This window comes from Thermosporothrix sp. COM3, from assembly GCF_059696735.1.
Genome location: NZ_AP019376.1, coordinates 1,392,867 through 1,418,756, shown reverse-complemented (window position 1 = coordinate 1,418,756; position 25,890 = coordinate 1,392,867). Strand labels below are relative to the sequence as shown.

The following is a 25,890-nucleotide window of genomic DNA, read 5'->3' as shown; positions in this document are numbered from 1 at the left end:
GAAGAATGGGTAGAAATTTGTGCCTATCTATGTGGAAAGAAGCTGGTTGTCTGAAATGTTGGAGTAGCTCTTTATAGGGTGAAGGTGGTGAATAGCTTCGGGCGCCTGCTGAGATAGAATCGGGTAAGGGTGAAAACAGTCCTGAAACATTGAGTTTTTGCGCGTTTCGTTCTATTCTGAAGGGATAGGTGGAGAGGGAAGACACATCCTCTTCACCTGATTCTTGAGAGGATAGAGGAGAAATGGATGCTGTTAACGCTTAATGCAACGCTGTTTCACCTGGTCAATCAGTTGGCCGGCCGCTTCCCCTGGCTTGACGATGTGATGATATTCTGTGCAGAGTGGTTGATTTTCTGCTGGCCGGTGTTGCTGCTGGTGCTCTGGGGGCTGCCGCGGCGGTCCATGCAGTCGGCGGATGAGCAGCAGGCCGCGTTTGAGCGTCGGTCATTGGTGCTCTGGGTTGCTGTCGCCTGCGCGCTTGCCTATGGGTTCAATATTGTGATCGGTCACCTTGCGTTTGAGGAGCGACCTTTTGTCGCCATGCGTGCGCTGGTGCTGGTTCATCATGCAGCAGATGCCTCATTCCCGAGTGATCATACTGCCTGGTCGTTTGCGGTCGTGGGGATGTTGCTGTTTGCTCTGCCACGGCTGTTCCGGCTCACGCTCCCTCCAAAGAGATTGGTCTTTCTGATTCTATTGACAGGGGCGTTCCTGGTAGTAGGGGCATTGGTGGGCTTTTCGCGTATCTTTGTTGGCGTGCACTATCCAGGTGATATTCTGGGTGGAATATGTACAGGGCTGGGTTCTGCGAGAATCGTGACATGGCTGCGGCACCGTCTGGAAAGGCCGACGCGGGCTATAATCGCGTTTGCCCATCGCTGTTATCTTGCCTAGCAGGGGCAAAGTCAGTACGACGGTGACACGATGTATCAGTTAAGTGAAGTCTGGTAGAGCTGTTACCGTCGTCCCGATTTTTGGCGGGTTGTGAGAACAGGTGTGTCCGATAGGCGCTTGCTTGCTGCCGATGTTCAAGTAGTATATCATTTGAAATGACTTTATGGAAACATATGTATAATAGAAATAGATAAATGTTGTTTCGCAAAGAAAAGAGGTTCTGTTATGAGTTGGAATGACAACGAGGATAAAACACAGTACAAAGTAGTTGTGAACCACGAGGAACAGTACTCTATTTGGCCCGCGGACAGGGATAATCCGCTTGGCTGGCATGATGCTGGCAAGACTGGAACAAAGGCTGAGTGTCTGGAATATATCCAGGAGGTCTGGACGGACATGCGGCCACTGAGCCTCCGCAAGAAGATGGAAGAGGCTGCGGAGCGGAATCGGGAATAGGCCTGGCAGCCCTTGTCATGAGTGCCTTCTTCCAGCTAGAGGGCACTCGATTGACTTTGTGAACGGGCGGATTGTCCGTTTTTGTGTCCTTGTACGGACGCATTGGGCTCCTCTGCTCTTTCGCGCGAAGGCTGTGTATCCCGTACCGGAACAGGCTCAATCCTCTCTCAGGAGATGTCAGCAGCGCTCTGCATCCCGTCGCGCATCGTTCCCGGTGACACGTATAAGGACTCCATCTGCTTTGCTCTTCCCATTTTTGAGAAGATTGTGTGTTCGCCCTTTATCCTTTTGCTGATAACAAGGTGCTTGCTTCAGGCGCCATTGCAGGCCAATATTACCCAATTGTTGAAGATCGGGTGTGGCGTAATGTGGGTAATAGTTCAGCGAAGGGAGATGCGATGCAAGTGGCTTGAAGGGTGGGTAGAGAGAAACATATTCATTTTTTTGCTTCCCTGTCATCATCACTTCTGATGAGAGAGTTTCCCCTTTTCTGCTCCAGGATAGTGTGGCTGCCTTCTCTGTTTTATGTATGTCGTGATGTCAATGAAGCGTTGCAAGTGCTCAGAAATGAAGAATTGTTGCTACTCTTTTCCTGTTTTTGCTGTTATACTCTATTACAGGGTAAGTAGAGAAAAAGAAGTAGTTTATTTCCTTATAGAGCCGTTTCTGTTTTTTTCTGATTCAGAAAGAAAGGGTGTCATTCACATGGCAGATGTCTATCTTCAGAAGCTTGCTCGGGTGCTTGTTCACTATTCGTTCAAGCTGAAAGCTGGCGAGCGGTTTGTGATCCGGGCTCCTGAGGTTGCCGCTCCGCTCGTTCGTGCTGTGTATCGTGAGGCGCTCCGGGCGGGCGCTCATGTGTATCCCATCATTCATCTGGATGGCATGCGCGAGATTTTCTTTCAGGAGGCAAATGACGAGCAACTCAGCTACACTGCCCCGGTTGAGCAGTTCGTGACAGAACACTTTGATGCTGGCCTGACCATCTGGGCCGAGCAAAATACCCGCGCTCTTACCCGCATCGATCCTGCCCGGCTGGCGCTCTATAAGCGGGCGCATGCCGCACAGATAAACCGCCAGATGCAGCGCGAGGCGGAGGGAGCTTTCCGCTGGTGTGGAACGCTGTTCCCGACGCATGCTCACGCGCAGGATGCGGGTATGTCGCTTGCGGATTTCGAGGCGTTTGTCTATCGGGCGGAGCTACTTGACGAAGATGATCCGCTGGCAGCCTGGCAGAAAGTGCACGATGAGCAACAAAAGCTCGTCGATTTCCTGATGCAACATGACGAGATTCATGTGGTGACCCCTGACACTGATGTGACGTACCGCACGGGCGGGCGCAAGTGGATTAATTGCGATGGTCGATACAGCATGCCAGATGGAGAGGTGTTCAGCTCGCCTATCGAGAACTCGGTCAACGGAACGGTTCGTTTTCGCTATCCGGCAAACCGTGACGGCAATCTCGTTGAGGACATTCGGCTGACGTTCCGTGATGGCAAGGTCATTGAGAGCTATGCAAGCCGTGGGTTGGAGTATCTGAATATGATGCTGGATCGGGATGCGGGCGCTCGCTATCTGGGTGAAGTCGCTTTTGGCACGAATTATAACATTCAGGAAGCGACCGGGCACACGCTCTTCGATGAAAAGATTGGTGGGACGATGCATATGGCGCTTGGGGCCTCGATCCGCTTGACGGGTGGCGTGAATGAGTCTGCCGATCACTGGGATCTGGTTTGTGATCTGCATGAGGGCAAGGTGTACGCAGATGGGAAGCTCTGCTACGAGAACGGGCGCTTTTTGATCTAGCCTCTCGCTTGAACGCTCCGGTATGGCGCGCTTGCGGGGTGCCGGAGCGTTCGCCTGGGAGAATGTGGCGCGTTGTCCGGAGAATAGAGCAGAGCAGGATGAAACAGCAGGAAAAACGGGTGAAAAGGCTTGTATGGGGAAGAAGAAAAGTGTATACTGTGGGCAAGAATAGCGCGCAGGATGCGTTTCCGGTACTGGCTGATCTGGATGTTGTAAGGGAAATCGCTGATACCCCATGACGCACGACGCGAGAATCTCCTGCGACCGAGGAGCTGTATAGAAATATTTACCCCGCCTCATCCATCTGTCGAAGAGGAATGTAGTCAGAATGAGTATCTGCATTGTGGAGGCCGAAAGTCTATTGCGAAGTTTTATTTTCAGCTATTTTAAGTATTTTGCAGAAATTCAGGACTTCCGCGACTCGATCTATCAGCAGGCGCTAGAAGCCATGTGAGTGCCTCGCCCCCAAAAAAGGGAAAGAGCCCGAAACGGGGATTGAAGAACAAGGGAAGGATTGAAAGAATGGATTTGTCAAACTGGGTCGGGGCGTGGTATACAGCACCTTCACGGGTCCTTTCGGCTAATATGCAGGGACGCACGTTGCGTCAGATCGTGCATCTGCATGTGGGTGGCGAACAGCTTCGGGTGCGCCTGTCGAATCGATATGGGGATGAGTCGGTCACGCTCGCTTCGGTGTGTGTGGGTGACGTCGCCGGGGCGCCGATTCTCAGTACGAAAACGCGACCGGTCACTTTTGGGGGCAGGCCAATGCTGACTTTGGAGCCAGGGCAGGAGGCGGTCAGCGATCCGGTGGCGTTTCCTGTTCAGGCGTTGAGCGATCTGGCAATCTCCTTTTTCGTGGAGCGGGGTGAATGCGTGACGGGCCATTTCAGCGCCCAACAAACCTCGTATGTTTCGAGGTTAGGAGATGTGACCGCTCTGGAAGTGGATGCGGCTTTTCTGGCCTATCCGCTGCTTACCACGTCGTGGTGGCTGCTGACTGGTATCGATGTTTTGCCCTCGACTCCGCTCAATGCTGTTGTCGCATTTGGCTCCTCGACAACAGATGGGTTTGGCTCAACCACGAACGCAAACAAGCGTTGGCCCGATTATCTGGCGCGTCGCTTGCAGGAGGCGGGCGGACAGCGCGTGATGTCGGTTCTGAACGCGGGGCTTTCGGGCAATCAACTGACCGGCGAATTCCCTCCGTCCTATGAAGGGGAGCCGTCCCATCTGTTCGGAGAGCCGGGCATACAGCGGATGGCCTGGGATGTGCTGGCACAGCCGGGAGCAACCGACCTGATTGTGCATATTGGATCGAATGATCTGCGGGCTGATGTGCCGGCTGCGACGGTCATCGAGGCGCTACACCGGGTGGCGAAGCAAGCAAGACAAACGTATCGGCGCGTGTTCGGTACGACAATTCTGCCCGGCGGCTATACTCCCGAGCAACAAGAGCAACGTCTGCTTGTCAATGCGTGGCTGCTCGAACAGGGCTCGCAGTGCTTTGACGCTGTCTTCGATTTCGCGACGCCGCTCTGTTCTCCTGATGATGCTGCGAGGCTCCATCCGGCCTATGATTCCGGCGACGGCGTTCATCCCAATGATGACGGCTATCGGCGCATGGCTGAAGCTGTAAACATCGCGCTCCTGACCGGAAGCCCGGAACGCACGGCGTAGGATGCTGTGTCTCCTCTGGCGGTACCAGGGCTTTCCGGGGAAAGCAGGGTGAGAGACGGCGGTTGTTTCCCTCTTCGGCTGAAGAACCCGCTTGATTCCCTGCCTCAGCAGGATAAACAATATAGACAGGGATCTTCTGTGCCTGTATACTGTATGAACAAGCAAGGGAGCGGTCAGAGTGAAGATGTTGCGCGAACGCGGTTATTGAGCCTTGTGAAGGCAGTATGCTCTTTTCTATAGTCCTGACTGCATCTCGCTTGGATCTTTTGAACAGTAGATCTGGATGCGCTGAAGCGTCGAATGAAAGGATGTGTTGTAATGGAGTATCGTCGCCTCGGACGAGCTGGCGTCAAGGTCAGTTCTATCGCGCTTGGAAGCTGGCTGACCTACAGTCAATCTGTGGGTGAAGATGTCACGACGCGTTGTGTTCACAAGGCCTATGAGCTTGGCGTGAACTTCTTTGATACAGCGAACGTCTACAATAGTGGAGAAGCGGAAAAGGTGGTCGGGCAGGCTTTGAAAGCTTTTCCCCGAGACTCCTATGTGCTGGCTACAAAGGTCTTCTTCCCGATGGGTGATGGCCCCAACGATAAAGGGTTATCACGCAAGCATATCATGGAGCAGTGCCACGCGAGTTTGAAGCGTCTGGGCACAGATTATATCGACCTGTATCAGTGCCATCGCTATGACCCCGAAACCCCGATTGATGAGGTGGTGCGGGCTCTTGATGATCTGGTCACACAGGGCAAAGTGCTCTATGTCGGCGTGTCGGAGTGGTCAGCCGCGCAGATCTCGGATGCAGTGCATACGGCGAGAGCGCTGAATGCAGATCCGATCGTCTCCAACCAGCCGCAGTATAACATGCTCAATCGTCGCATCGAGAACGAGATCATTCCGCTGTGTGAGCGCGAGGGCATCGGTCAGGTGGTCTTCTCTCCGCTGGCGCAGGGCGTGCTGACCGGCAAGTATCGACCGAACGAGCAACCGCCCGCAGGAACGCGAGCTGCGAACAACGAGATCAACTATTTCATCAATCAGTTGATGCAAGATCGCATTCTGGAAGCGGTGCAGCGCTTGAAGGATCTGGCGGCTGAAGGGGGCTACACGCTGGCACAACTGGCCCTGGCCTGGACCTTGCGTCAGAAGAACGTCAGCTCAGCGATCATTGGAGCCTCGCGCCCTGAGCAGATCGAAGAGAACGTCAAAGCCAGCGATGTCCATCTGAGCAGCGATGTGCTGGAGCGGATTGATGCCATTCTGGAGGGGCTCATTAGCTACTAGAAGCCCGGCCTGTGAACCGGCACGAAGCTGCATGCCAGGGTGTGCAGCCACAACAGAGGCGGCTGTCTGATTGGTCGCCTCGTTGCTGTGCTGCCCATCGCGGTACAGTCTCTTATTCAGTTGCGGCTAGTCGCTTGCAAGGAGATCGAGACGCCAATCATTGCACCGCATAAAGCTACCTTTCGGGTATTCGAAATCGCATTCCTCGATCAATGTGAAGCCAGCTTTGCGACAGAGCGCATTGGAGGCGTGGTTCTCAACCGAGGGGAAGGCGTGCAGATAGCGATGCTTGCCTGCTTTCCTTGCGTGTGCTATTGCCAGAGCAACCGCCGCGCTTGCAATGCCCCGGCCCTGAAACCCGGGCAGGACCAACCACCCTGTTTCATAGATCGCTTCCCCATTGTGGACGCTCTCCCAGTATCCGACCGAGCCGACCGCCTCTCCCGTGTCCTCAAGGACAATTTTATACATGCGGCCCTCTTCTGGCTTCGACATCTGCTCATAGGTGGCCTGGCGCTTGATCAGCTTCTCCTCGCTTTCAGGGCCGCCAAGATAGTGCATCATCGCTGGATCACCTAGTAGTTGTTTGAGCAGGGGAAGGTCGCCTTTCCCCCACGGCTCAAGACGTACAGCGTTTCGGTTGGTGTTGCTCTCTGTTGACATCGTCTGTTTTTCTCCCTCTCGCTATTTCAGCGTAGCCAGAAAGCAAAGAGCAGTCGAATGTATACGGAGTTTTAAGTATACCACCTTATGCGCTCTCGTATGTTGTCCGGGCAGCTTGCCCACTGCCTGTAATGGCGGTATTTGCCCATCTCAATGCGACCAGCACAGACGCGGAAGTGCTCTCCCAACACAACTCGCATACCTTTTATAGATAGATGGGTATTAGCCGACGACCCGGGGGGTAGACAGTTGAGGTGTCTCCTTTCCCTCAGCCCGCTTGTGATAGTACCCACTCATGATACCCACAAACGCCATCGCTCCGGCGCCGACCAGCAAATGTGCTCCCTGCACAAGCCAATGCCACTCGCCAATGAGAAGCTGAAACTGATTCATCCCAAAGAGAGGGATGATAATTGCGTATATAATGCCTGACGCACCTGCGACCCTCAAGCCTCTGGTCAGGAGCAAGATGACACTCAAGGCAAGCAGAGCCAACGTGACAGTCAGACCGAACCACATATGCACGGAAAGGAAGCTGATATGCGCGAACCAGTGCAAAAGTCCTAACACCAGTGCTCCCGCGCCCGCAATATTGCTGATCCAATGAATGACACGAACTGCTGTTATCATATAATCCCTCGCTTGTTTCTATTGCCAGATGATTTTTCTGGTAACAAATTGCCCATCTTGAAAGGCCGGTGCGTCGACCCCCCAGCTCCATGAGACTTCTGGCGTTATGACAATGTAGGTCCCGGGACCCCGATAGCCTTGCTCAAGGGTGACAATCTCAGCCTTTCCATGAATCTTGATGGCGCGTGGCATCAGTGGTTCAAGTGAGACCAGATCATCGATGATGAGCGAGATCTGCTTATGTCCGGCAGCGATATTTTTATACTTGCGTGTACGCTCCAGGGCATAGCCGCTGATATAGAAGCGCTCCCCATCAAAGCCAATGCCGACCGCATCAACATCGGGCTGACCATTGACTGCTACAGTTGCAAACCGAGCCAGAGTCTGGCTGTCAAGAAATGCACGTTCACGCTCTGAAAACATATGCTCCTCTTTCTCTTTGATAGATCTACTGGTTGCGTATCCGGCCTGCACGGCCATCAGCGCTCCTCTCTCCAGGAGCGAGCCGTAGGCCAGCTCGACGCTCTCGGCCCCTCGAATGGACCGCAGCGAAGGCGCCATGCCCCACTGAGAGTATCTGAGCAGGATAAAGGCTTATCCTGGCACAACAGATGTACTAAGGACCACAGACAGGCATGCACAAAGTGTTCGCGCACATGACTTTCGGCGGCCTGCAATGCCTTCTCGGTACGGTCACTGTTAAGGGATACCGAGGTAAGGTAGGGCACCTGACCGGTCTTCAGGTGCTTTCCTTCTCGTCCTCGATTTCAAGAAACAGCAGGGTCAGGCCGAGACGACGAATAGTCAGAAGCACCCCGTAGAGTGCGGCCTGATCTGCAAGCTGACCTGAGAGAAGCGACGTGCCATCTGGCTGATGAGTGATATGTAAGTCCTCAATTTCGGGTTGCCAGATCGCGCCGAGATGCCCTCTGATACGGATCTGCACATGCATTGTGCTTTCTCCTTCTCTACAGGTTGTCTGAGGGAAAGTATAGAGGAGATCGGGGTGAGAAACATCACCCTTGTGCGTGATTTCAAGGGGTGATATTCTCCTGGAGCAGAGAGAGCTGCTGTGCCAGCGTGAGCGCCTCAACGCGCCGACTGACGCCGAGCTTGCGATAGATACTGCTGACCTGCGTTTTAATCGTGTTACGAGAGACAACAAGCCGCTCCGCGATCTCGGCGTAGGTCTGTCCGGCTGCCAGCAGGCGTAAGACGCGCTGTTCCTGAGCGGTCAGCGGGTTGGAAGAAGCGGGCGCTGAAGCGTTTCTTGACGCTTTGTTGGCGGATGTGCCTCCCTCGCGCCCTTGTTCCTGCCGGGCGAATGCGGCAAGGACAGATGAGGCAAAGGAGCGTAGAGTTGCGTCCTCGTCACTATTCAGGAAGCGGGTGAGGATGTGCCGCATCGGTTGGCCCATGTTCAGGAGAACCCGAAGACGCTTTTCTGGCTCGCAGAGCGCCAGGAGACGCAGCAGGGTGGTATGCACCTGTTCTCGTTTTCCGGTCTGGTGCAGTGCGACAACAAGGAGCGCCAGAAACTCGGCCTTATTCTCGGTATTCTCCATTTGCTCAAAATACTGCTCTCGGAAGCGCTCCAGCAGCTCAAGAGCGGCGGGGTAGCGCTGAAGCGCGAGAAAGATGCGAGCTACCAGCAGCACTGTCGCTGTGTCATTGTCCTTCCAGGTTTCGGGCGTGTATGAGGTAGATTCGGCCCATTGAGCTGCTTGAGCGAGATCACCAGTTGCCAGCCAGTATTCAACACAGACCGAGATGATTCGTTCAGCATGCAGAGAAAAGCCCTGGCTCTGGACCAGCGCTTGCACCTGTTGTAGCATGTCATGGGCACGAGCATGCTCACCTGCTGCCAGCTCCACTTTGATTTGATATATCCGGGCTGAGATCTGAAGATCAACTTGCTGGAAGATCTGGGCATCATGAAGCATGGATTGCAAGAGAGGGCGAGCCTCTTCTACCTGATTTCGGTGATACAGTACATTGACGAGGCAGAAGAGAAAATAGCCCTTGAGGAGCGCATACCCGTCGAACTGCTCAATCAGGGCGAGGGCCTCAATGCTCTGCTGATACGCCAGGCTCAACTGACCCACGCCCAAATACAGGAGGGCCAACCATTGGGAGATCTTGAGCAGGGCAAAAGGGTTTCCGGACTGCCTTGCGCGCTGCCTGGCTTCCTGGTACTGAGGAATCAGAAAGCCACTCTTTTGCAAGAGCGACCAGTGGAGAATGAAGGTGACGGAAAGTGGGATTGTGTGCCACACGATCTCATCATCCAGGTGAAGCGCCTGCATTTGCTGCTGAACCTGTGTGAGGCGCCTGATGAGCGTCTCGATATCATCGCTCGTGCTTGCCATTATTTCTATATGCTCTATCCCAAAATGGAGCAGGGAAAGTCGCTGCTGCAAACGCCGTAGGTTCTCTGGTTCCGGGAGATCAGGCCGCCTGAGGTTAGCTTCAACACGTGTGAGGAACGTTCCTAAGAATTAACGTCATATATTGACTAATAGCACCATTTATGCTACAATCTCTGTATGAAGTTAAGTCAGTATGCTAAACAACAAGGCATTAGCTACCGAAAAGCAATCCCTAACTCCTTCGGGCAGGGGATAGAGGGCGTGGCAGTCCGTCCAGTGGGTTTACCCACATACTGAGCAATATTTGTCATTGCTTAGGTGAACTGTTATCATCTGTTTGACCCGGTCGAGTGTGCTCTGATGTTGTGGGTGGCTGACTGAAGCGGCAGTATTGAGCAGATAGAGGGTAGCGGTCAGGACGAAATCCGCATGTGCGCGAATGTACGTTTCGGGTAGCGCCATAATCCAGTGATAGAGGTTCTGGGCCTCACCGCGAAGCCAGGCGACTTCTACGCGCTGCTGCATCAGGGCAATGGCATAGTCATAGTCGGCCCCGTCCAGCGCGTGGGCAATCGCTTCCTGCCTTGCTCCTTGCTCCTCATACCAGCGTGCCGCTCGCTGATGGAGAAGCGGCACCAGTTCCGGTTGTGTGGCCTTCAGGCGCCTCTGAAGTGCCTCGCGAAAGAGATCATGGATCCGATACCAGCGCCGTTCTCTGTCCAGAGGAACAACGAAGAGGTTCGCTCGCTCGATTGCCTCAAGCAATTCCTGGCTTCTCGTCTCGTGCGTGACGGCCTGACAAAGAGGGGCGGTTATGCTTTTCAGCAGGGAGGTTTGAAGCAGAAAGTCATGCAGCGCCGGAGGCAGGCCGGTCAGAATCTCTTCTTGCACATAGTCCAGCAGGGAGCGATGCCCGCCGGTAAAGGCACGGATGAACTCCGAGCGATCCTCATAGTGCTGTATGGAGAACGCGGCCAGTTGTAGACCCGCAACCCATCCCGCTGTGCGGCGAACAAGCAGGTGTACGTCGTTGGCTTCCAGTGTGAGCCCCATCGTTTGTGAGAGGAAAGAAGCGGCCTCATCTTCATGAAACCGGACGTCAGCGTCTCGAAGCTCCAGGAGTTGGCCGTGAAGCCTGAGACGGGAGAGCGCAAATGGTGGATCAATGCGACTGACAAGAATCAGGTGCAGATGAGGGGGCAGATGTTCCAGCAGGAAGAGCATCGTATCATGGATGCTCTGCTCGGTGATATGGTGGTAGTCGTCCAGCAGGAGAAAGAGCGGCTCTGCAAGCGTTTCCAGATCGTGCAGGAGCGTCATTATGATGGTAGTGAGAGCCGGAGGTTGTTGTGCGTTGAGCATCATCTGTGTGTGCTTCCCGATAGCGGGCAGGCGGGTTCGGAGCGCCGCGAGCACCGAGAGCCAGAAGCGTACGGGGTCATTGTCCAGCTCGTCCAGCGACAGCCAGGCGACGCGTTCAGGGGCCTGCGCAGCCCATGCCGAGAGCAGCGTTGTTTTCCCCCAGCCGGCGGATGCGCTGACCAGCGTGAGCCGATGGGATTCGGCGGCATCCAGGCGTGTGTGCAGGCGCTCTCGCCTGATCGCCATTACCGGCAGGTGTGGCGGGGAGAGTTTGGTGCGCAGAATGACAGGCTGCTCGACGGGTTGTGGTGGGCTGGTGGTTTCTGGCGAGCTGCTGTTGAGCGCTCGGGCGGCCTCTTCTAGCCGCTCGAAGGTAAGGTTGGCCGTTTGCCCGAGATAGCGTTTTCGAGTGCGTTTTGAGGCGGGGGCATACGCGTACCAGTATGTTCCTCCTCGTGCCCGAGCCTCTTTATAGACGTTGAGACGGCCCGATGCTCCTTGAAAGGAGAACGACGTTGCGGTTTCGAGCCATAGGAACCATTGATGTTCCGTGTGAAAGTGCTGTTCGAGATGGTGCTGCGTCACGAGTTCATACTGATGGCGCTCTGAGGACCAGCGAAGGATGTGAAGGGGTGATCTGGGCATAGGACCTTTCTCTTGTGTGTTCTTCCCAACGATGTTCTTTCTTCCCAACAGTTAGAGTATAGCAAGAAAAGGGGAACAGGTAAACCTGTTTGCCCGATCAATAAAAAGAGCTACCTATTTTAGCGGGCTTGGCCGTTCTCCTTGACAAGCCATCAGTTCACGCCGTATACTGAAAAAGTAAACGCGTTTACTTCTGGTGATGGAGGAAGAGATGAGTGAAGCGGCAGAGAGCAAACGGACGCTGAAGGGCGAACAGGCGCGTCAACGTATCCTGGAAAGTGCCCTGACGCTCTTCGCCTCGAAAGGCTATGAAGAGACCACCATGCGTGAAATCGCGGCGCAGGCTGGCTATTCGCCGGGCCTGACCTATCGCTACTTTGCGAGCAAGGAAGAGCTGGTCTTGCAGTTGTATCGCGATCTGTGCGCGGAACAGGATCAGTTCACGCATGATCTGACCGTCAGTTCGCTGCCAGAGCGCTTTCAGGTCTTGATTACAAAACAACTGGAATTGATGGCTCCCCATCGGGAGGCGCTGAGCGCGCTGTTTGGCACGGCGCTGAATGCTCGGTCGAATGTGGGCGTGTTTGGCAAGCAGACGGCTGAAATTCGACGGCGGGCCCGCCTGAACTATCGCGAGGTGATTGCAGGGGCGAAGGATGCGCCAAAAGCGGCACAACACGACGATCTGGCGACGGTGCTCTATGCGATGCATATGGGAATGATCCTGTTCTGGCTGATTGATGAGAGCCGCGATACAAGCAGAACATGGCGGCTCATCGCGTTTTTGCGCGATATGCTGAAGCTTTTGCTGCCGATACTCTGGCTTCCGCCGGTGGCTCATGCCCTTGTCCGGCTGGCTGCTATTCTGGGTCCGATGTTTGGAAAGGATGAGTCTCCTGACGAAACATAAAGGCTCATTTCTCTTTTGGCGGGTTGAAGAGGCTGAAGATGTATATTTGATGATGAAATTTTTCAAGCGAGAGAAGTAGCATGATATGTTCTCATCTCAGAAGGTGGCGCCTCCAGCAGAGAGACGTAAAGCTGGCAAGCTGCAGACAGGCGATACGTGCTGCATGAAAACACGTACAGCACGTATCCATATTTTTACCCGGTATCATGCCGTCTCTTCGGGCAAGAGCTGGGGATTCCAGAGGATTTCCCATATATGCTCATCGGGGTCTTGAAAGTAGCCCGCATAGCCGCCCCAGAAGGTTTCTTGGGCCGGTTTGAGAATCCTGGCGCCTGCCTTTCTTGCCTGTTCCATCACGATGTCAACTTCGGCTTTGCTGCTTACATTGTGACCGAGCGTGAATTCAGTCGGACCGGGTGCTGTTTTTGCGAGGGCAGTGTCATGGGCAAGGTCATCCCGATTCCAGATGGCGAGCTTCACGCCAGCTTGCAGATCAAAAAAGGCGACAGCACCATGCTCAAACTCTGTCCCGACAATGCCTTGTGTTGGAAGGCCAAGCCCATCACGATAGAAGGCAAGCGACCGTTCCAGATCATCGACGCCCAGTGTGATAACGGTAATTCGTGGCTTCATAGCAATCGTTGCCCTGCTTTCTTTCCAGATTTGTTTCTCCGGGATTGAGCTGCCCTGAGAGAAACAGTACAAGTGGGAGCGCTTCTAAAGCGGTGCCATGCTCTCCCTCTGAGCATAGGTTACTGCCGAATGTGGTTAGAATCGGTCCTCATTAAAAGTGTGAGTAGTAGAAAGGGGAAAGGAGCTCAGAACCATACGGGGAAATGGCAGGGTATAGCTTATAGGGAGCGTGTGAGCTATACCGTGGTCAGGAATGTCTTTGAAGCAGGTACAACCCGCTCTCGTGTGAGAAGAAAAAGAAATGATGGTGAGTTGTGCAGCCATACATCACGACTGCACAACCGGCTCTTCCATGATCGGAGGAGAAGATAGCAGTTCGGGTACTATTCCTGCTCGTCGAGGCAGAAGCAAGTAATTGCGCAGCTCTCGTAGCAAGTATTGATAGTTGCCAGCGCACTCGGCTGAGCATTGCTGGACGGAGTACTGACCCGAATGTCAAGCTCGAACTCGTCCTCAAAAGTGGCGTCATGGCGCAGTTCGATAAGGGCTTGTTCCATAGCGTTTCTCCTTTCTCCTTTAAGAGAACATCTATTTTGAGTAAGTATACACTGTTTTTATGATTTTTTCCAGACTCAAATATATCTGGATTGAAATTAAAGAGATACAGGAGCAAAATGCCTTTGAAAACCAGGCCGTTTGTTGCAGAAATAAAGCTGGCTAACGCTATAAGAGTGCGATCGGCCTGTGCAGAAATGAGCATTTCTACGAATTGTAAGTGCACACAACGCTCTGACGAGAGCACAAGAGAGCCCGTGATGCGGGGTGAAGGGTAGCGCGTCTCCTGTGATATTGTGTGAAGAGGACAAGCTGCGCTATACTGATGCTCATTCAACATCATTTCGATGCTGGAAGGCAAGGGGCTGAACATCTTGTTCGATACGGAGCGCTATCGGTATAAGTATGTACGCCTTCTGGACTTCAAGTCGCTTGGTGAGGGCGTCGTTCAAGTACACTACGCCCTCGATTAGAGAAGCAGGAGAGCATGCGGCGTGAGCTTGCAACCGAAACGCTACTTGCTCTCTTTGCAGAAAGGCCATGAAGAGGCATAGCGCTTGCTCCGATCCCTGGTAAGTGCCCTCGAGCAGAGGCGGTGTTGAGCCGCCTCCGCTGATCTGTTATCCAGAGGAACGGTTGCCCTATTCGAGATACCTCCAGCGTGAAATGATGAGCCCGATCAAGATAGCGGGAAGAATGAGCCCGAGAATGGTTGCTCCAACCGCTGCGGAGGCCACTTCCGGGGTTGCAGCTCTCACAATGTCGAGGACTGATAGTACTCCACCTATTGCATACGCCACGAAGACAAGGTATGCTCCCCATTTCCGAAGCTTAAGGACCCCGATGCAGCCAGCGACGGCCATAAGCCGCACAGCAGGCGCAATGATCGGGTAAGGGATATCATTGGGAAAGGCCACCGGATTCAAGATATCCACAAGAGAGATCAGGATATGGCCGATCATCAGGAAGACGAGCAGAGCGATGAGACAGCCCCCCAGGTCGCGTGTACTGTTTATGTGCGCGGTTGGTGATGGTGCAGAGGTTGCCTGCGGTGATGTCGTGGATGACGGGCGTGAGTTGGGGTGATTGGTTGACATAGATATTCCTCTCGATACTCTACAAATGATGTAACGGGTTTCTGATGTGCAGGTTGCGAAAAAGGGAAGAGAATGCTATATCTCACAACAGTAAGTATACAGAAATATGTAGGCATATACAATAGGAAACTGTGAATGAGTGATAGGAGCGTAAAAATATGAGAAGAGTATAATTTGTTTGTTGGGGATCATGTGGGGATCATCGCGAAAGGGGAGCGCGTGCTATCCGCAGGAGTCGGCTGCTTGTGGCGAGTAGTAAGCGGTGCTTCATTATGGGCCTGACATACGCTGACAACTTGTTTTGGATGGCAATAATAGTAGGTAGCGGGCCTGTTCTCTCGCTCGCCTTGCTTACGCACATCTAGCCGTCATGCTTACCTGAAAATGAGGGGTATGCGTACGTGCTATCCCTCCATCTACTTCCCTCATTTCAGTGCCCGGTAGGAGCTTTTTCCTTTTGTTTGCTCCACTTAATCACCTGCTTGATCACCCATCAGAAGGATGAGTTATTTCTGCAATATCGCCTATACTACATGCAACCAGAGCCTGAATGCGATTCGCCTTCAAGAGGGATGCGTGGACCACTATCAGGGTGCTCTTCCGTCTGGCACGAGGAGCGCACCTGACCGGACAGAGGCCCGATACCCGGGGAGAAGAAGCACTTCTCCTCGGTGTCGGGCACATTTTCACTGCCTCTGGACGCGTTAAGAAAGAGCAGTCAGCCCATAATCCTATGCAATCCAATGGATGACGCCCTGTTTGATACCCAATGCGATAGTCAGTATGACGCCGCCTCACAGAAGAGAAGCAAGATCAACACTTCATGTGAAAGAGAGAAAACATCTTCTAGTGGGAGAATCAGTGGAAGCTAGCTTTAATGACTAAGATATTGTAAGGGGAAAGAAATGAGGAGACAAAGAAGAAAAGCGCTCATTATCGGAGGCGGCATTGCAGGGCCCGCCGTCGCCTTGTTGCTCCAACGTGCCGGTATCGAGGCAGAGATCTACGAAGCACGTACTGCACCCAACGATAACGCAGGCAGTTTCTTGAACACGGCATGCAATGGCCTTGAGGTGCTCAAGACGCTCGGACTTGCCGAGCCTGTTTCCAGAGAAGGATCACCCATTCCCCGCATGATTATGTGGAGCGGGAAAGGGAAACAGCTTGGGGAGGTGCTCAACGGAGCCAGGGCTGAAGTGGGAGCCCCGAGTGTGGCGATCAAACGGGGCGTGCTCAACCGGATTCTTCGTGAGGGAGCCACCCGTCAGGGGGTTGCTATCTCCTTTGGGAAAGTCCTGCGGGATATAAAGGTGACGGATCAGCAGGAGGTGGTCGCGACGTTTACAGATGGTAGCAGTGCTCAGGGCGATCTGCTCATTGGCTGTGACGGGATTCACTCACGCACGCGGCGGCTTATCGTGCCCGACGCGCCTGCTCCCCAGTATACCGGGTTAATCAGTACCAGCGGCTTTGTCCATCGCTCTTCCTTTGCGCCAACACCCAACACACAGCACTTCATCTTCGGGAAGCGAGCCTTTTTCGGCTACCACATCCGTTCATCCGGTGAGGTGTACTGGTTTGTTAATTTTCCGCAGGCGCAGGAACCAGAGCGGTCCGTGCTCAATCAGATTGAGAGCGACGAATGGCAAGCGCATATGCTCTCGCTGTTCCGTGACGACATGCCGATGATTCAGGAGATGATCCAGGCAACGGATAGCCAGATTCTAGGCTATCCCATCTACGATATCGCCACACAGCCGGTCTGGCATCGGGGGCCGGTTGTGCTTGTCGGCGACGCACTGCACGCGGTCTCTCCCAGCGCCGGGCAGGGCGCATCTCTGGCGCTTGAAGATGCGCTGGTGCTGGCGAAGTGCCTGCGCGATATCCCTGATCTGGAACAGGCTTTTGTGCAGTATGAGCGCCTGCGTCGCGACCGGGTTGAGCGAATGGTGCAGTACGCCCGTAGCCTGGGCCAGGGGAAGGTGATGACTAATCCCGTTCAGGTCTGGTTCCGTGATCTGATGATGCCCTTTTTCCTCAAGCAAAATGCAAACACGAGTGCTCTCGATTGGGTGTATTCCTACAATGTCGAATGGGACACGTCGGTAATATAGTTGTGGAACGCCGATAGTGCGCCTGAGCTGGCCTGACCTCCTGGTTCCGGTTTTTCCAGGAGGTCTTTTTTGTCGACGCGCTCAGAGGATGCCTGCTTTCCGGGCGATGTAAAAGGGAGCGGATGCCCTGGCTGTTATTGTGGCTGACCGGGCGTGGCACAACAACAGTGAATACCTTGAAGTGTTGCGTGGAATGGGGTATCATTGAACGGAGGTCTCACGATGGAGGAAGGTAATCAGATGCCAGAACGGTGTACAGAATGTGGAGCTCTTCAGCTAGAGGGAAAGACGTGTCAGGAGCTCTTCGACGAGTTCACGACCCTGAAATATCTCAACGAAGACTATCTTCGTGTCCACTTCTTTCTTGTCTCCTGTTTTATGATCCAGCATAGACGCTACAGTCAGGAAGCGCTTGCTCAGGTAGAGTCGGTGTTGCGTGCCGCTCTAGAAAAACCGATGACCCTGCAACAGCTTCGTCAGATGGCGGCTCCGGGTATGAACAGCCATACTCGTTCCTGGCGTATGGAGCATGCTGAAGATGTGCCGCCTTTCCCTGAGGTTGCCTGGCGCATGACGATTATTGATGTCGCCAGGAACTCTCAGGCGGGGCAGGACGTCGAGCAGTATTGTGCGCTTATCAAACAATGGGCACAGAGCACCCTGGAGCAACTGTCTGCTTTGCGTCGCTAGAGGACGGGCTTCTCTGCAATCCCCTTTTTGCTGCGGGTGCGTTGTGGTAAGAGTGGCGGGTTCAAACGCTTTCCTGGTCGGCTGCGGGCCGACAGGGCTTACGATGGCCAGACCATCCGCTCCTTATGGAAGAGAAGGAAGCTCTTGTCAGCCCGCAAAGCCTACCCGGTTGCTATAGGCTCCCCGTTGCGAAGCGAGTTTATTGTCTTCTTCGTCGAGGACAACACGAACATAGTAGTGTTTGCTTGATCAGACATAACATTCTGTGGTGCTCTTCTCCTGCCAGCGATCTCTGCTGAACGATCGAGTTATACACCTGTACTCAAAGCGTATGCCTCTAAAATAATCAAATATTTCAGGAGCATCAGAAGGAGAGGAGTGTATGTCGAGCTCTGACTTCATGCGCTGCTTGCTTCCCCTGTGTTGAGCGTTTGTGGGGGCCGACGCTCATTCACACCAGGCGTTTCAATGAGATAGCCTCGCCCCCCCATGCTAAGCGAGTTCAGTGGCAAGCACCTCACGAACACGGCGCCAGGCATCGCCCGCTACCTCCTGGTAAAAACTCTCACCTGCTTCGTAGAAGAAACGGTGAGAAGTATCGGGGTAGACGACCAGCTCATGTCTGACACCGGATTCCCGCAGTTCTCGGGCAATCAGATCACGCTGCTCAGCCGGGATAAGGGGATCTTGCTCCCCAACAAGCAATAAGAGATATCCATTGCGTTCAGCTATTCCAGGAGTCAACGCGAGAGTCGGGGTGGGCCTGCTGAGAGGAATATCCTGAGTGGGAAGCCAGCCCGGATAAAAGGCTACAGTCGCTTGAAGGTCCAATTGGGTAGCGGCAAGGTAGGCAATATGTCCGCCGACGCTCAAGCCCATTATACCAACCCTGGTGCACTTCTTCTTTGTACGTAAGTACGTAATTGCAGCCTGTACGTCATGGAGTGCCTGCTGCCGGGTCAACTGATGCAGCAATTCAAAACCACGGGCCCGCCCCTCGGCTGTTGCTTCCAGCTCCACGCCGGGCGAAGAGCGGTGGTAAAAATCAGGGGCCAGTGCTACATAACCAAGCTGAGCAAGACGATCTACAAGAGCGCGAACATATGCGGTCAGACCAAAAAGCTCAAAGCCGACAATCACGCCCGGAGCATTTTCCAGGTCCTGAGGATATGCCAGATATGCACCCATAGCCGAGGCGCCAGACTCCTCCTCTACCGGAATATGAATATGCTCTGTTGTGATCTGATGTGTTTCAGTCATGTATGACATTATTCTCTTACTTTTCTCTATAGGTGCCCAATAAAATTATCTTCGTCCTGCTGCTCATCTGACAGCGCGAGGAAGGCCTTTTTATGCTCTATCTTACTTTGCAGTGCTGACATATGTTGTTCTAACTTCTGCATTTGTTGCAGGAGTGCTTGTTGATGCTGTTCAAGGATATGCAGGCGCTCTGATGCCGTGGCCTTTCCCTGACGGCGAAGCATAGCAAAGTGGCGAATCTGCGCGAGGGGCATTCCCGTTTCGCGTAGATCGATCACCAGGCCAATCCAGTCAATATCCTTTTGCCTGTAGCGTCTGTGACCGCTTGTTGTCCGACTTACCGGCTCAAGCAGCCCGATGCGTTCATAGTAACGCAGGGTATCGATAGAGAGCCCTGTCTTTTCTGCAACTTGCTGTATCGAGAAATCTGTTTCCATGCAGGAACTATACAACCTGGAGTCCACTCCAGGTCAAGAGAGAAGCAAGGTCTTTTTCCTGCCCTGCGAAAGAAGCCAGTCACCTGCGCTCCACGCTCCCTGGTCAACCGCTCCACTGATATTACAGGGAATACCACGAGGTTTTTATCACTTGCTCCATAGAGTTTCGCCAGGACCGAGGGGGAAAACCTGTGTTTTCATCTTCTCTTTCGTTGTTTCATGCAACACCAGGGGGAAAGTGTCGAGTGAGTTGGAGACTAGTGATCGCAAAGCGATAGAGAAACAGTGGCTCAAAAAGAGCCACCGCGTGTTAACGAAAAGATTTTTCAAAGAAGCAGAACAGGTTATGAAGCATCATCGTGAGGATAACAGCTAGAAGGACTCCGATAACGAAGCCGCTCCAATGGTTCAGGGTTTGCCAGAGCAAGTAGGGAAAAGCCCAGAATACCACACGAATGCAATAGAAGGTGCTGTTGAAATGAGATCGCATTAGTTTGTCCTTTGCTTTGAGGAACCATGCGTTAGCGTTGTCAGCAGGCTGACGGTGATGGCCGCAGAAACAACGTGCATTGCAATCATTACCCAGAAGATGCGCATGCTCATACCAGGAATGGGCATCAGTCCACTCAGTGCCAGAACAGGGGTGAGCAACGAAATCAGTAAGGCAATGAGTGCAAGGATACGATAGAAATGAAAGGGTCTTCGGGCGAAACGACAGACCAGGACAAAGGCGAGCAACGCCAGCAGCAGGTAGGTGATAGTACTGCCGATGATCGTTGTGCCCTGAAAGTACTGGAATGTTTCCGGGACCCCCAGAAAGGCAGTTGCAATGGTTCGGATGATCAGGTTTGCGATTATCGCGCAGACAATAACCAGTGGGCCTACCCACAAGAGCTTGCGCAAAGCAACGACGTCGCGAGAGCGGACTGAATCCATGTGATGAGGTCTCCTTTGGGTGTTGAACATATGATGCTCTTTCTCTTCATGGAGTTACTATAGCAGGTGGGGAAGGAAAGAGCCTCCTCCCCGGGGGTAGTGTATGGGTAGTCGTTCAGATGAGCTTGAGATGCTGGGCTACCTTGCTGGCCTGGAGCCGATTGTTGACGCCGAGTTTGCGATAGAGATGCCTGGTATGGTACTTCACCGTGTTGACCGATATGACCATTGCCTGCGCGATCTCCTGATTACTGCGCCCGGTTGCCAGTAGTCGGAGGATACTCAATTCCTGTGGGGTGAGTGGCTCGATCAGTTGATCTGCTGCTGAGCTTGTCTCTTTGTTGGCAGCTTGCGCAAAGGCACGAAGCAGTATTTTTGCATATGACCGTGTGGGCTCCTGAAGGGTTGGGAGCAGGTGACGTAGCAGTCGAATAAGCGGTTCTCCTTCTGCAAGAAAGGGACGCACAATGCCTGCATTCCGAGCCAGTTCAAGTGCTTGCTGAAGTTGTTGCCGTGCTGCTTGCTCTTCCTGAAGGGTAGCGTGAACCAGCGCGTACAGTATATGGATCTCAAGGGCGAAGGGCCATTCCTGGGCGAGCGAAACCAGAGATCTGAGCTGCTGTAGAGCCTCGTGAACGCGCTGCTGAGCCAGTAGAAGGCGTGCGCGAAGTAATCCGAACAGCAGCGCTTCGTCCTGGTCGTGGGGCTCATTCTCAAGCAGCAGGCGGTTTACTGTTTCCTGATCATCAATTTGCAGTGAAAGCTGAGCTGCATATATCTGTACATGGCGGCGCTTTTGAGCGGCCTGCACAGTTGTCTGTAGCTGAAGGCGGGCGAGTACGACCGAAACCTGTTGCTGTGCTGAGGTCAGGTGCCCACATGCATGCGCTATTTGCGCAAGCTGAAGAGTTGCCTCATCGCGAATATCCGGGTGCTCATTGCCAACAAGGGCCAGAGCCTCGTTTGTCTGCTGTTCTGCGAGCGAGAGGTTGTTCCACATGAAGGTAATGCCGGCCATTCCAAGCAATGAGCGGGCTGCTATCTCGTTGTTCTGCTGGTCCCTGGCTCCGTGAAGGGCCTGCTGATAATACTCGTATGCCTGGTACAAATCCCCGAGTGTATAGCTACAGAACCCGATCAGGAGAAGCAAGCCATCGGTGAAATGCCTGTGGTTGGTTGCCAGTCCATATGTGTACGCCTCCAGGAGAGCAGTTCGCGCTTCTGTGAAGGCCTTGTTATACAGATGCCCGATACTGATGATAAACAAGCACATGCCGCGCCACACCTGAAGGGAAGATGGCTGCTCGACAGGTGGGAGCAGTGGAAGCGCTTGCTGTGCATAGTGCAGGGCCTCAGAGAAATGGTCGCCTCGCCAGGCGATCAGGGCGCGAAGAGCGGTGATATGCCCGGCGGGCATGTTTGCCTGTTCTGCCCGTTGGAGCAGCGCTTCAGTACGCTCCTGGATCGGAGCAGAGGGCGCTGTCTTGTTCTCAGGCACTTGAAGTGTCAATGCCGCAAGCCAGCAGAGTTCAGGGTGTGCGTGAAGCAGCGGTTCAGGGAGGCATTCAAGCCAGCGGCGGACGGTATAAAGCTCGTTGAGCAGGCCTTCCTGGTTGATCTGTTCGATCAAAAAGGCGGCGCGTTCAAAATCATGGCCCGCAAGAGCTGTCTCGATTGCTTCCATCGGTAGCGCATTGTGTTCATACCAGTGGCTTGCTTGTAGCGATAAACGGCGTAGTGCCTCTTCACCAAGTTGTATAGTGGCTTCTCGGCGCATAGCCTCTGCAAAAAGGGCATGAAAACAGTACCATGTTTCGTCCAGCGCTTCGAGAAAGAGCCCGGCCTGTGCGATTGCTTTCAATTGAGCTGCTCCGTTCTCGATCCCGGTCACCGCCTCACAGAGTGGCCCGTTCAGGCGCGAGAGAACGCTTGTTTGGAGAAGAAAATGTTGCGTTGGCTCTGGTAGTGCTTTGAGAATCTCGGTCACAAAGTAATCCTGTAGTGGGCGATCCAGCGAGGCCAGCGCTTGTTCAATGCTCTTCTCGGTTGCTTGAGAGGATGCGGGAAATGAGAGCATCAGTAAGCGCAGACCGGCTATCCATCCCTGTAAGGTCTCGTGAAGCCGGCGAAGCGCTTCTTCAGAAAGGGAGGTGGAAAGCGCCTGACGCAGAAAATGTGCTGTTTCTTCCTGCGAAAAAAACAGGTCTGTGTGATGTAATTCGGAGATATCTCCTCTGGCTCGCCAGCGTAGCAGCGGTAATTGAAGCGGCTCTGTTCGGGATAGAAGAAACACGCTGAAATGGGGTGGTATATGCTCAAGGAAGAACGCCAGCATTTCGTGAATACGTGGCTCCTCGATAGTATGGTAATCATCAAGCACAAGGAGTCCGGGGCGACTGAACTGTGCGAGGTCATTGATGAAGTGGGACAGGGCTGTTTCCAGTGGTGGAGCGATGAACGGTGGCTGTAAAGAGCGCGAGAGATCTTCGAGGCTCGCCCGACCCAGGCCCGGCTGAAGTGTCTGGCTGGCGGTAATCACTGCTTTCCAGAAGCGAAACACATCATTATCGCCTCTGTCAAGTGAGACCCAGGCAACCGCGTGATCACGGGTCTGTAGCCACTGGTTTACAAGGGTTGTTTTGCCAGAGCCGGCAGGAGCGACAAGCAGAGTGAGTTTCTGCCTCGATGCGCTGTCAAGCCGTTGGAGCAAGTGCGGGCGGTCGAGAAGAGATGCGGAGAGGCGTGGAGGTCGTAACCTGGTCAGGAGGAGAGGGGGCGTGTTCCTCTCCTCAGATTGTACCTGATACAGTTCGCGGGCTATCTTCTCAAGACGCGCAATGGTTACTCCAGAGGTGCTACCGAGATATCGTTTGGTGGTGCGGCGGCCCACTGTGCGGTACGCATACCAGTATCCTGCGCCCCTCGGGCGCGTCTCTTTGATGATCGATAGGCGTCCTGCTCTTCCCTGAAATGCAAAGGAGGTCTGGCTTTCCAGAAACTGAAACCACTCCGGCGGCTCGCTTCCCTGCACGAAACAGCATTCGACATGTCCATTTCTTAAGAGCTGGTAGGTTTGCTGCTCCTCTAACCAGAGGATCTGGCAGACGGGCTGTTTCGGCATTGCTTCTCCTTTACGGGCACGTTTTCACACCCAACACACCCAACATCTCCCCCGACTATAGCAGAGAAGCGAATGGAATGCAAGATCAGGTATGACGCCGGGTTCCTTTTCGTGGCCGAAGGAAGGCACGGCTCAAAGCGAGTTATACAAACAAGGGCGCTTGAAATTCAGCCCTCTGTGGGAGAGCCGTATTTCCAGGGAAAAGAACAGAAAGGCGAACAGGGCACGCTCCCCTTAAAGAGGATGGGACTGCCCGCGTACCTTTTGTTAAAGAGGTCAGGCATGAGCCGTGCTGGGCGATGAACGACGCTCTACTGTCAATTTCCCTGGATGCGCAAAGCCATCGCGACGAGTGCAGGAATAAGCACACTATACACGAAGATCTGAATAAACGCTTCCCTTTTCTATAGATGAACCGTTGCTACTTCTGCCTGTAAAAGTTCGATGAACTGGTTGACGTCAATAGCACCAAGGTCTTGACTGAGACGAGTACGCACAGAGAGAGTACCAGATCATCGAAGTTGGTCACAAAGCCCGTCTCCTGGCCATCTATCGGAGCAAGAAAGGAGAGTTCAGGCGGGATCATCGGCGTTCAGCGGCCCCATTGTTCCTCGCTCCATCCCGGGAAGCCCGGAACAGATTGAAGAAGGGAGAGGGTAAGCGCTTGCCCTGAGCTCCAACACTGCTGCCATACAACACGAGATGCGTAGGATGTAAGTGGAGCCTCGCAAATAGCTAATACTCTCTCCGGGATCTCTTTTATGAGCAACGGGTCAATAACCAATTTCCTGCTGCTTTCAGTCCCGTCTCAATGCGAGACGTATAGGGCAGGCCTGATTGCTTGTTCTGGAAGGGCAGGCGATCAAGCAATTGACCGCCTGCTTTGCTTATGATGACCTCTCAGGGGAGGAGACACCGAACAACGAGAGCATACACCCGAGCAGCAGGGCGACTCCGGCGGCACCAAGTGCCACATTGATGCCTGCCTGTCCATTTATGCTATTGAAGAGTGCACCAAGAATTGCCACACCGAACGTTCCTCCTGCCTGACGACTTGCATTGAGTACGCCTGATGCAGTTCCTGTATATCGGGGGGCTACAGTGCCCAGAAGTGCGGATGTCAACGGTGGGACTACCAGTGCAGCCCCGAAGCCAATTGCCAGGAAGGAGGCAAGGTTCAGCAGTGCATGTGTTCCCCAGAAGAGAAAGGCAAAGATACCCGCGGCACTCAGTGCCATGCCGATCGTCATGGGCAAGCGCGGCCCTGTACGTGCTGTCATCTGGCCCGAAATGGGCGTTGCAAACAGGTTGATGATTGATAAGGGCAGCAGGTGAAGCCCGGTATCCCAGGCGGAAAGCCCCTGGAGCTGCTGATAGAAGAGACTCAGCAGGAAAAGCAAGCCATAGTAGCTGAAGTTGAGCAGGAAACCGACCAGCGTTGTACTGGAGAAGGTCGCGGAACGGAATAGAGTCAGTGGAAGCATCGGGCTTGTGCTGCGTTGTTCCACGATCAGGAAGGTGATAAGAGCAGCTCCGAAGACGACGCAGGCGCCAATGACCGGCAACGCATTCCAGCCAAGTGGTTCAGCCTCGATCAGAGCAAACGTCAGCGAGAGGATTGTAAGAATACCCGTAATCTGGCCGGGAATATCAAAAGCACGCTGTGCATTCGTTCTTATCGATTTAATAAAGCACATGGAAAGCAGCAGCCCGACAAGCCCCACTGGAATATTCATAAGGAAGATCATATGCCAGCCTGTACGCTCGACTAATAGTCCTCCAAGCACTGGCCCGGCTGCCGCTGCGGTTGCTGCAATAGTAGACCAGATACCGAGTGCGATAGCTCGGGGGCGGGTATCGGTATAGGTTTGTGTGATGATAGAAAGTGACGCGGGAACGAGAAGTGCCGCGCCTATCCCTTGAAGAAGCCGGGCAAGTAACAGGACTGCAAGCGACTGTGCAATTCCACAGAGCGCTGAACTGAGTGTAAAGATGAGCAGTCCAAGCATGAATATTCGTTTGCTTCCAAAGCGGTCACTCAGGAAGCCTGTCAGAAGGAGCAGGCTTGCAAAGACAAGCGTATAGCCTGCCGTGATCCATTGCAGCCCGGTAATTCCTGCCTCTATTGTGTGTTGAATGGAGGGAAGCGCGACATTTACGATGGTAGTATCCAGTGTTACCATGAAGAAGCCGAGCGCGGAAGCGACCAGGGCAAGCCACTGTAAGAGCTCTTGTCGTGTATCTTGCTGCTTTATTTGCCTGCGCGATAGATGCATGCTACGTTCACTTTCTCTTGTTTAATGATGGAAGGACATAATCACGTCTTGCTGACATGTTCAACGTTCTGAGCC

25 protein-coding genes are annotated in these 25,890 nt (G+C 53.6%); 10 read left to right on the top strand and 15 right to left on the bottom strand.

Annotated elements, in window-relative coordinates; translation table 11 throughout:
- Positions 1–246 precede the first annotated feature (246 nt).
- Positions 247–894 carry a phosphatase PAP2 family protein gene (locus tag KTH_RS06145; RefSeq protein WP_497617215.1) on the top strand — a complete coding sequence of 216 codons (648 nt, stop codon included), beginning with the start codon at positions 247–249 and terminating at the stop codon, positions 892–894.
- Positions 895–1,119: 225 nt separating this feature from the next.
- A complete protein-coding gene (locus KTH_RS06140) occupies positions 1,120–1,350 on the top strand; it encodes an MbtH family protein (protein ID WP_497617213.1) in 231 nt (76 codons plus the stop codon).
- Positions 1,351–1,527: 177 nt separating this feature from the next.
- Here the strand turns inward: KTH_RS06140 and KTH_RS06135 are convergent, their stop codons facing one another.
- Complete coding sequence (locus KTH_RS06135) at positions 1,528–1,812, bottom strand: hypothetical protein (RefSeq protein WP_497617211.1); 285 nt, start codon at positions 1,810–1,812, stop codon at positions 1,528–1,530.
- A 243-nt stretch (positions 1,813–2,055) separates the two neighbouring features.
- On the opposite strand from KTH_RS06135, the gene KTH_RS06130 reads away from it, so the two are divergent.
- The 4 genes from KTH_RS06130 (at position 2,056) to KTH_RS06115 (ending at position 6,117) form a co-directional block, all read left to right on the top strand.
- Positions 2,056–3,156 (top strand): aminopeptidase, encoded by a 1,101-nt coding sequence (locus KTH_RS06130; RefSeq protein ID WP_497617209.1) that lies wholly within the window; start codon positions 2,056–2,058, stop codon positions 3,154–3,156.
- 328 nt (positions 3,157–3,484) lie between these two features.
- Entirely contained in the window at positions 3,485–3,610 is a 126-nt protein-coding gene (locus tag KTH_RS06125) for a hypothetical protein (protein WP_497617208.1), read from the top strand.
- Between the two features lie 68 nt (positions 3,611–3,678).
- Positions 3,679–4,836 (top strand): GDSL-type esterase/lipase family protein, encoded by a 1,158-nt coding sequence (locus KTH_RS06120; protein ID WP_497617206.1) that lies wholly within the window; start codon positions 3,679–3,681, stop codon positions 4,834–4,836.
- A gap of 318 nt (positions 4,837–5,154) precedes the next feature.
- Complete coding sequence (locus KTH_RS06115) at positions 5,155–6,117, top strand: aldo/keto reductase family protein (RefSeq protein WP_111322099.1); 963 nt, start codon at positions 5,155–5,157, stop codon at positions 6,115–6,117.
- 126 nt (positions 6,118–6,243) lie between these two features.
- Here KTH_RS06115 and KTH_RS06110 read toward each other — a convergent pair whose 3' ends face one another.
- From KTH_RS06110 to KTH_RS06085, 6 genes are all read right to left on the bottom strand, one after another.
- On the bottom strand, positions 6,244–6,780 hold the full coding sequence (locus KTH_RS06110) for a GNAT family N-acetyltransferase (protein WP_111322101.1): 537 nt from the start codon (positions 6,778–6,780) through the stop codon (positions 6,244–6,246).
- A 222-nt stretch (positions 6,781–7,002) separates the two neighbouring features.
- Positions 7,003–7,410 (bottom strand): hypothetical protein, encoded by a 408-nt coding sequence (locus KTH_RS06105; RefSeq protein WP_497617203.1) that lies wholly within the window; start codon positions 7,408–7,410, stop codon positions 7,003–7,005.
- Positions 7,411–7,428: 18 nt separating this feature from the next.
- Complete coding sequence (locus tag KTH_RS06100) at positions 7,429–7,971, bottom strand: PPOX class F420-dependent oxidoreductase (protein WP_497617201.1); 543 nt, start codon at positions 7,969–7,971, stop codon at positions 7,429–7,431.
- A 178-nt stretch (positions 7,972–8,149) separates the two neighbouring features.
- The gene (locus tag KTH_RS06095) at positions 8,150–8,362 is read right to left on the bottom strand and encodes a DUF8691 family protein (protein ID WP_111322105.1); all 213 of its coding nucleotides are present in this window, start codon (positions 8,360–8,362) and stop codon (positions 8,150–8,152) included.
- A gap of 82 nt (positions 8,363–8,444) precedes the next feature.
- Positions 8,445–9,779, bottom strand: a complete 1,335-nt coding sequence (locus KTH_RS06090; protein ID WP_497617200.1) for a LuxR C-terminal-related transcriptional regulator — start codon at positions 9,777–9,779, stop codon at positions 8,445–8,447.
- A 282-nt stretch (positions 9,780–10,061) separates the two neighbouring features.
- Positions 10,062–11,786, bottom strand: coding sequence for a winged helix-turn-helix domain-containing protein (locus KTH_RS06085; RefSeq protein WP_497617198.1), 1,725 nt, complete (start codon positions 11,784–11,786; stop codon positions 10,062–10,064).
- 199 nt (positions 11,787–11,985) lie between these two features.
- Between KTH_RS06085 and KTH_RS06080 the strand changes: the two genes are divergently transcribed.
- Positions 11,986–12,696 (top strand): TetR/AcrR family transcriptional regulator, encoded by a 711-nt coding sequence (locus tag KTH_RS06080; protein WP_497623191.1) that lies wholly within the window; start codon positions 11,986–11,988, stop codon positions 12,694–12,696.
- Positions 12,697–12,900: 204 nt separating this feature from the next.
- Here the strand turns inward: KTH_RS06080 and KTH_RS06075 are convergent, their stop codons facing one another.
- From KTH_RS06075 to KTH_RS06065, 3 genes are all read right to left on the bottom strand, one after another.
- Positions 12,901–13,329 carry a VOC family protein gene (locus tag KTH_RS06075; protein WP_497617196.1) on the bottom strand — a complete coding sequence of 143 codons (429 nt, stop codon included), beginning with the start codon at positions 13,327–13,329 and terminating at the stop codon, positions 12,901–12,903.
- A gap of 383 nt (positions 13,330–13,712) precedes the next feature.
- The gene (locus tag KTH_RS06070) at positions 13,713–13,886 is read right to left on the bottom strand and encodes an FDLD family class I lanthipeptide (RefSeq protein WP_170142558.1); all 174 of its coding nucleotides are present in this window, start codon (positions 13,884–13,886) and stop codon (positions 13,713–13,715) included.
- Between the two features lie 639 nt (positions 13,887–14,525).
- Positions 14,526–14,981 carry a hypothetical protein gene (locus KTH_RS06065; protein ID WP_497617194.1) on the bottom strand — a complete coding sequence of 152 codons (456 nt, stop codon included), beginning with the start codon at positions 14,979–14,981 and terminating at the stop codon, positions 14,526–14,528.
- 550 nt (positions 14,982–15,531) lie between these two features.
- Here KTH_RS06065 and KTH_RS06060 point away from each other — a divergent pair.
- The 3 genes from KTH_RS06060 (at position 15,532) to KTH_RS06050 (ending at position 17,785) form a co-directional block, all read left to right on the top strand.
- The gene (locus KTH_RS06060) at positions 15,532–15,732 is read left to right on the top strand and encodes a hypothetical protein (RefSeq protein ID WP_497617193.1); all 201 of its coding nucleotides are present in this window, start codon (positions 15,532–15,534) and stop codon (positions 15,730–15,732) included.
- Between the two features lie 154 nt (positions 15,733–15,886).
- Positions 15,887–17,095: an FAD-dependent monooxygenase gene (locus KTH_RS06055; RefSeq protein WP_497617191.1), complete on the top strand. Its 1,209-nt coding sequence runs from the start codon at positions 15,887–15,889 to the stop codon at positions 17,093–17,095.
- A gap of 240 nt (positions 17,096–17,335) precedes the next feature.
- Positions 17,336–17,785, top strand: a complete 450-nt coding sequence (locus tag KTH_RS06050) for a DUF5946 family protein (RefSeq protein ID WP_137686392.1) — start codon at positions 17,336–17,338, stop codon at positions 17,783–17,785.
- 492 nt (positions 17,786–18,277) lie between these two features.
- Here the strand turns inward: KTH_RS06050 and KTH_RS06045 are convergent, their stop codons facing one another.
- From KTH_RS06045 to KTH_RS06025, 5 genes are all read right to left on the bottom strand, one after another.
- A complete protein-coding gene (locus tag KTH_RS06045; protein WP_497617187.1) occupies positions 18,278–19,045 on the bottom strand; it encodes a dienelactone hydrolase family protein in 768 nt (255 codons plus the stop codon).
- Positions 19,046–19,071: 26 nt separating this feature from the next.
- Complete coding sequence (locus tag KTH_RS06040; RefSeq protein WP_497617184.1) at positions 19,072–19,482, bottom strand: MerR family transcriptional regulator; 411 nt, start codon at positions 19,480–19,482, stop codon at positions 19,072–19,074.
- A gap of 489 nt (positions 19,483–19,971) precedes the next feature.
- On the bottom strand, positions 19,972–20,418 hold the full coding sequence (locus KTH_RS06035; RefSeq protein WP_497617182.1) for a DUF6069 family protein: 447 nt from the start codon (positions 20,416–20,418) through the stop codon (positions 19,972–19,974).
- Between the two features lie 115 nt (positions 20,419–20,533).
- Positions 20,534–23,539, bottom strand: a complete 3,006-nt coding sequence (locus KTH_RS06030) for a winged helix-turn-helix domain-containing protein (protein ID WP_497617180.1) — start codon at positions 23,537–23,539, stop codon at positions 20,534–20,536.
- Between the two features lie 887 nt (positions 23,540–24,426).
- Positions 24,427–25,815 (bottom strand): MFS transporter, encoded by a 1,389-nt coding sequence (locus KTH_RS06025; protein ID WP_497617178.1) that lies wholly within the window; start codon positions 25,813–25,815, stop codon positions 24,427–24,429.
- Positions 25,816–25,890: the final 75 nt, after the last annotated feature.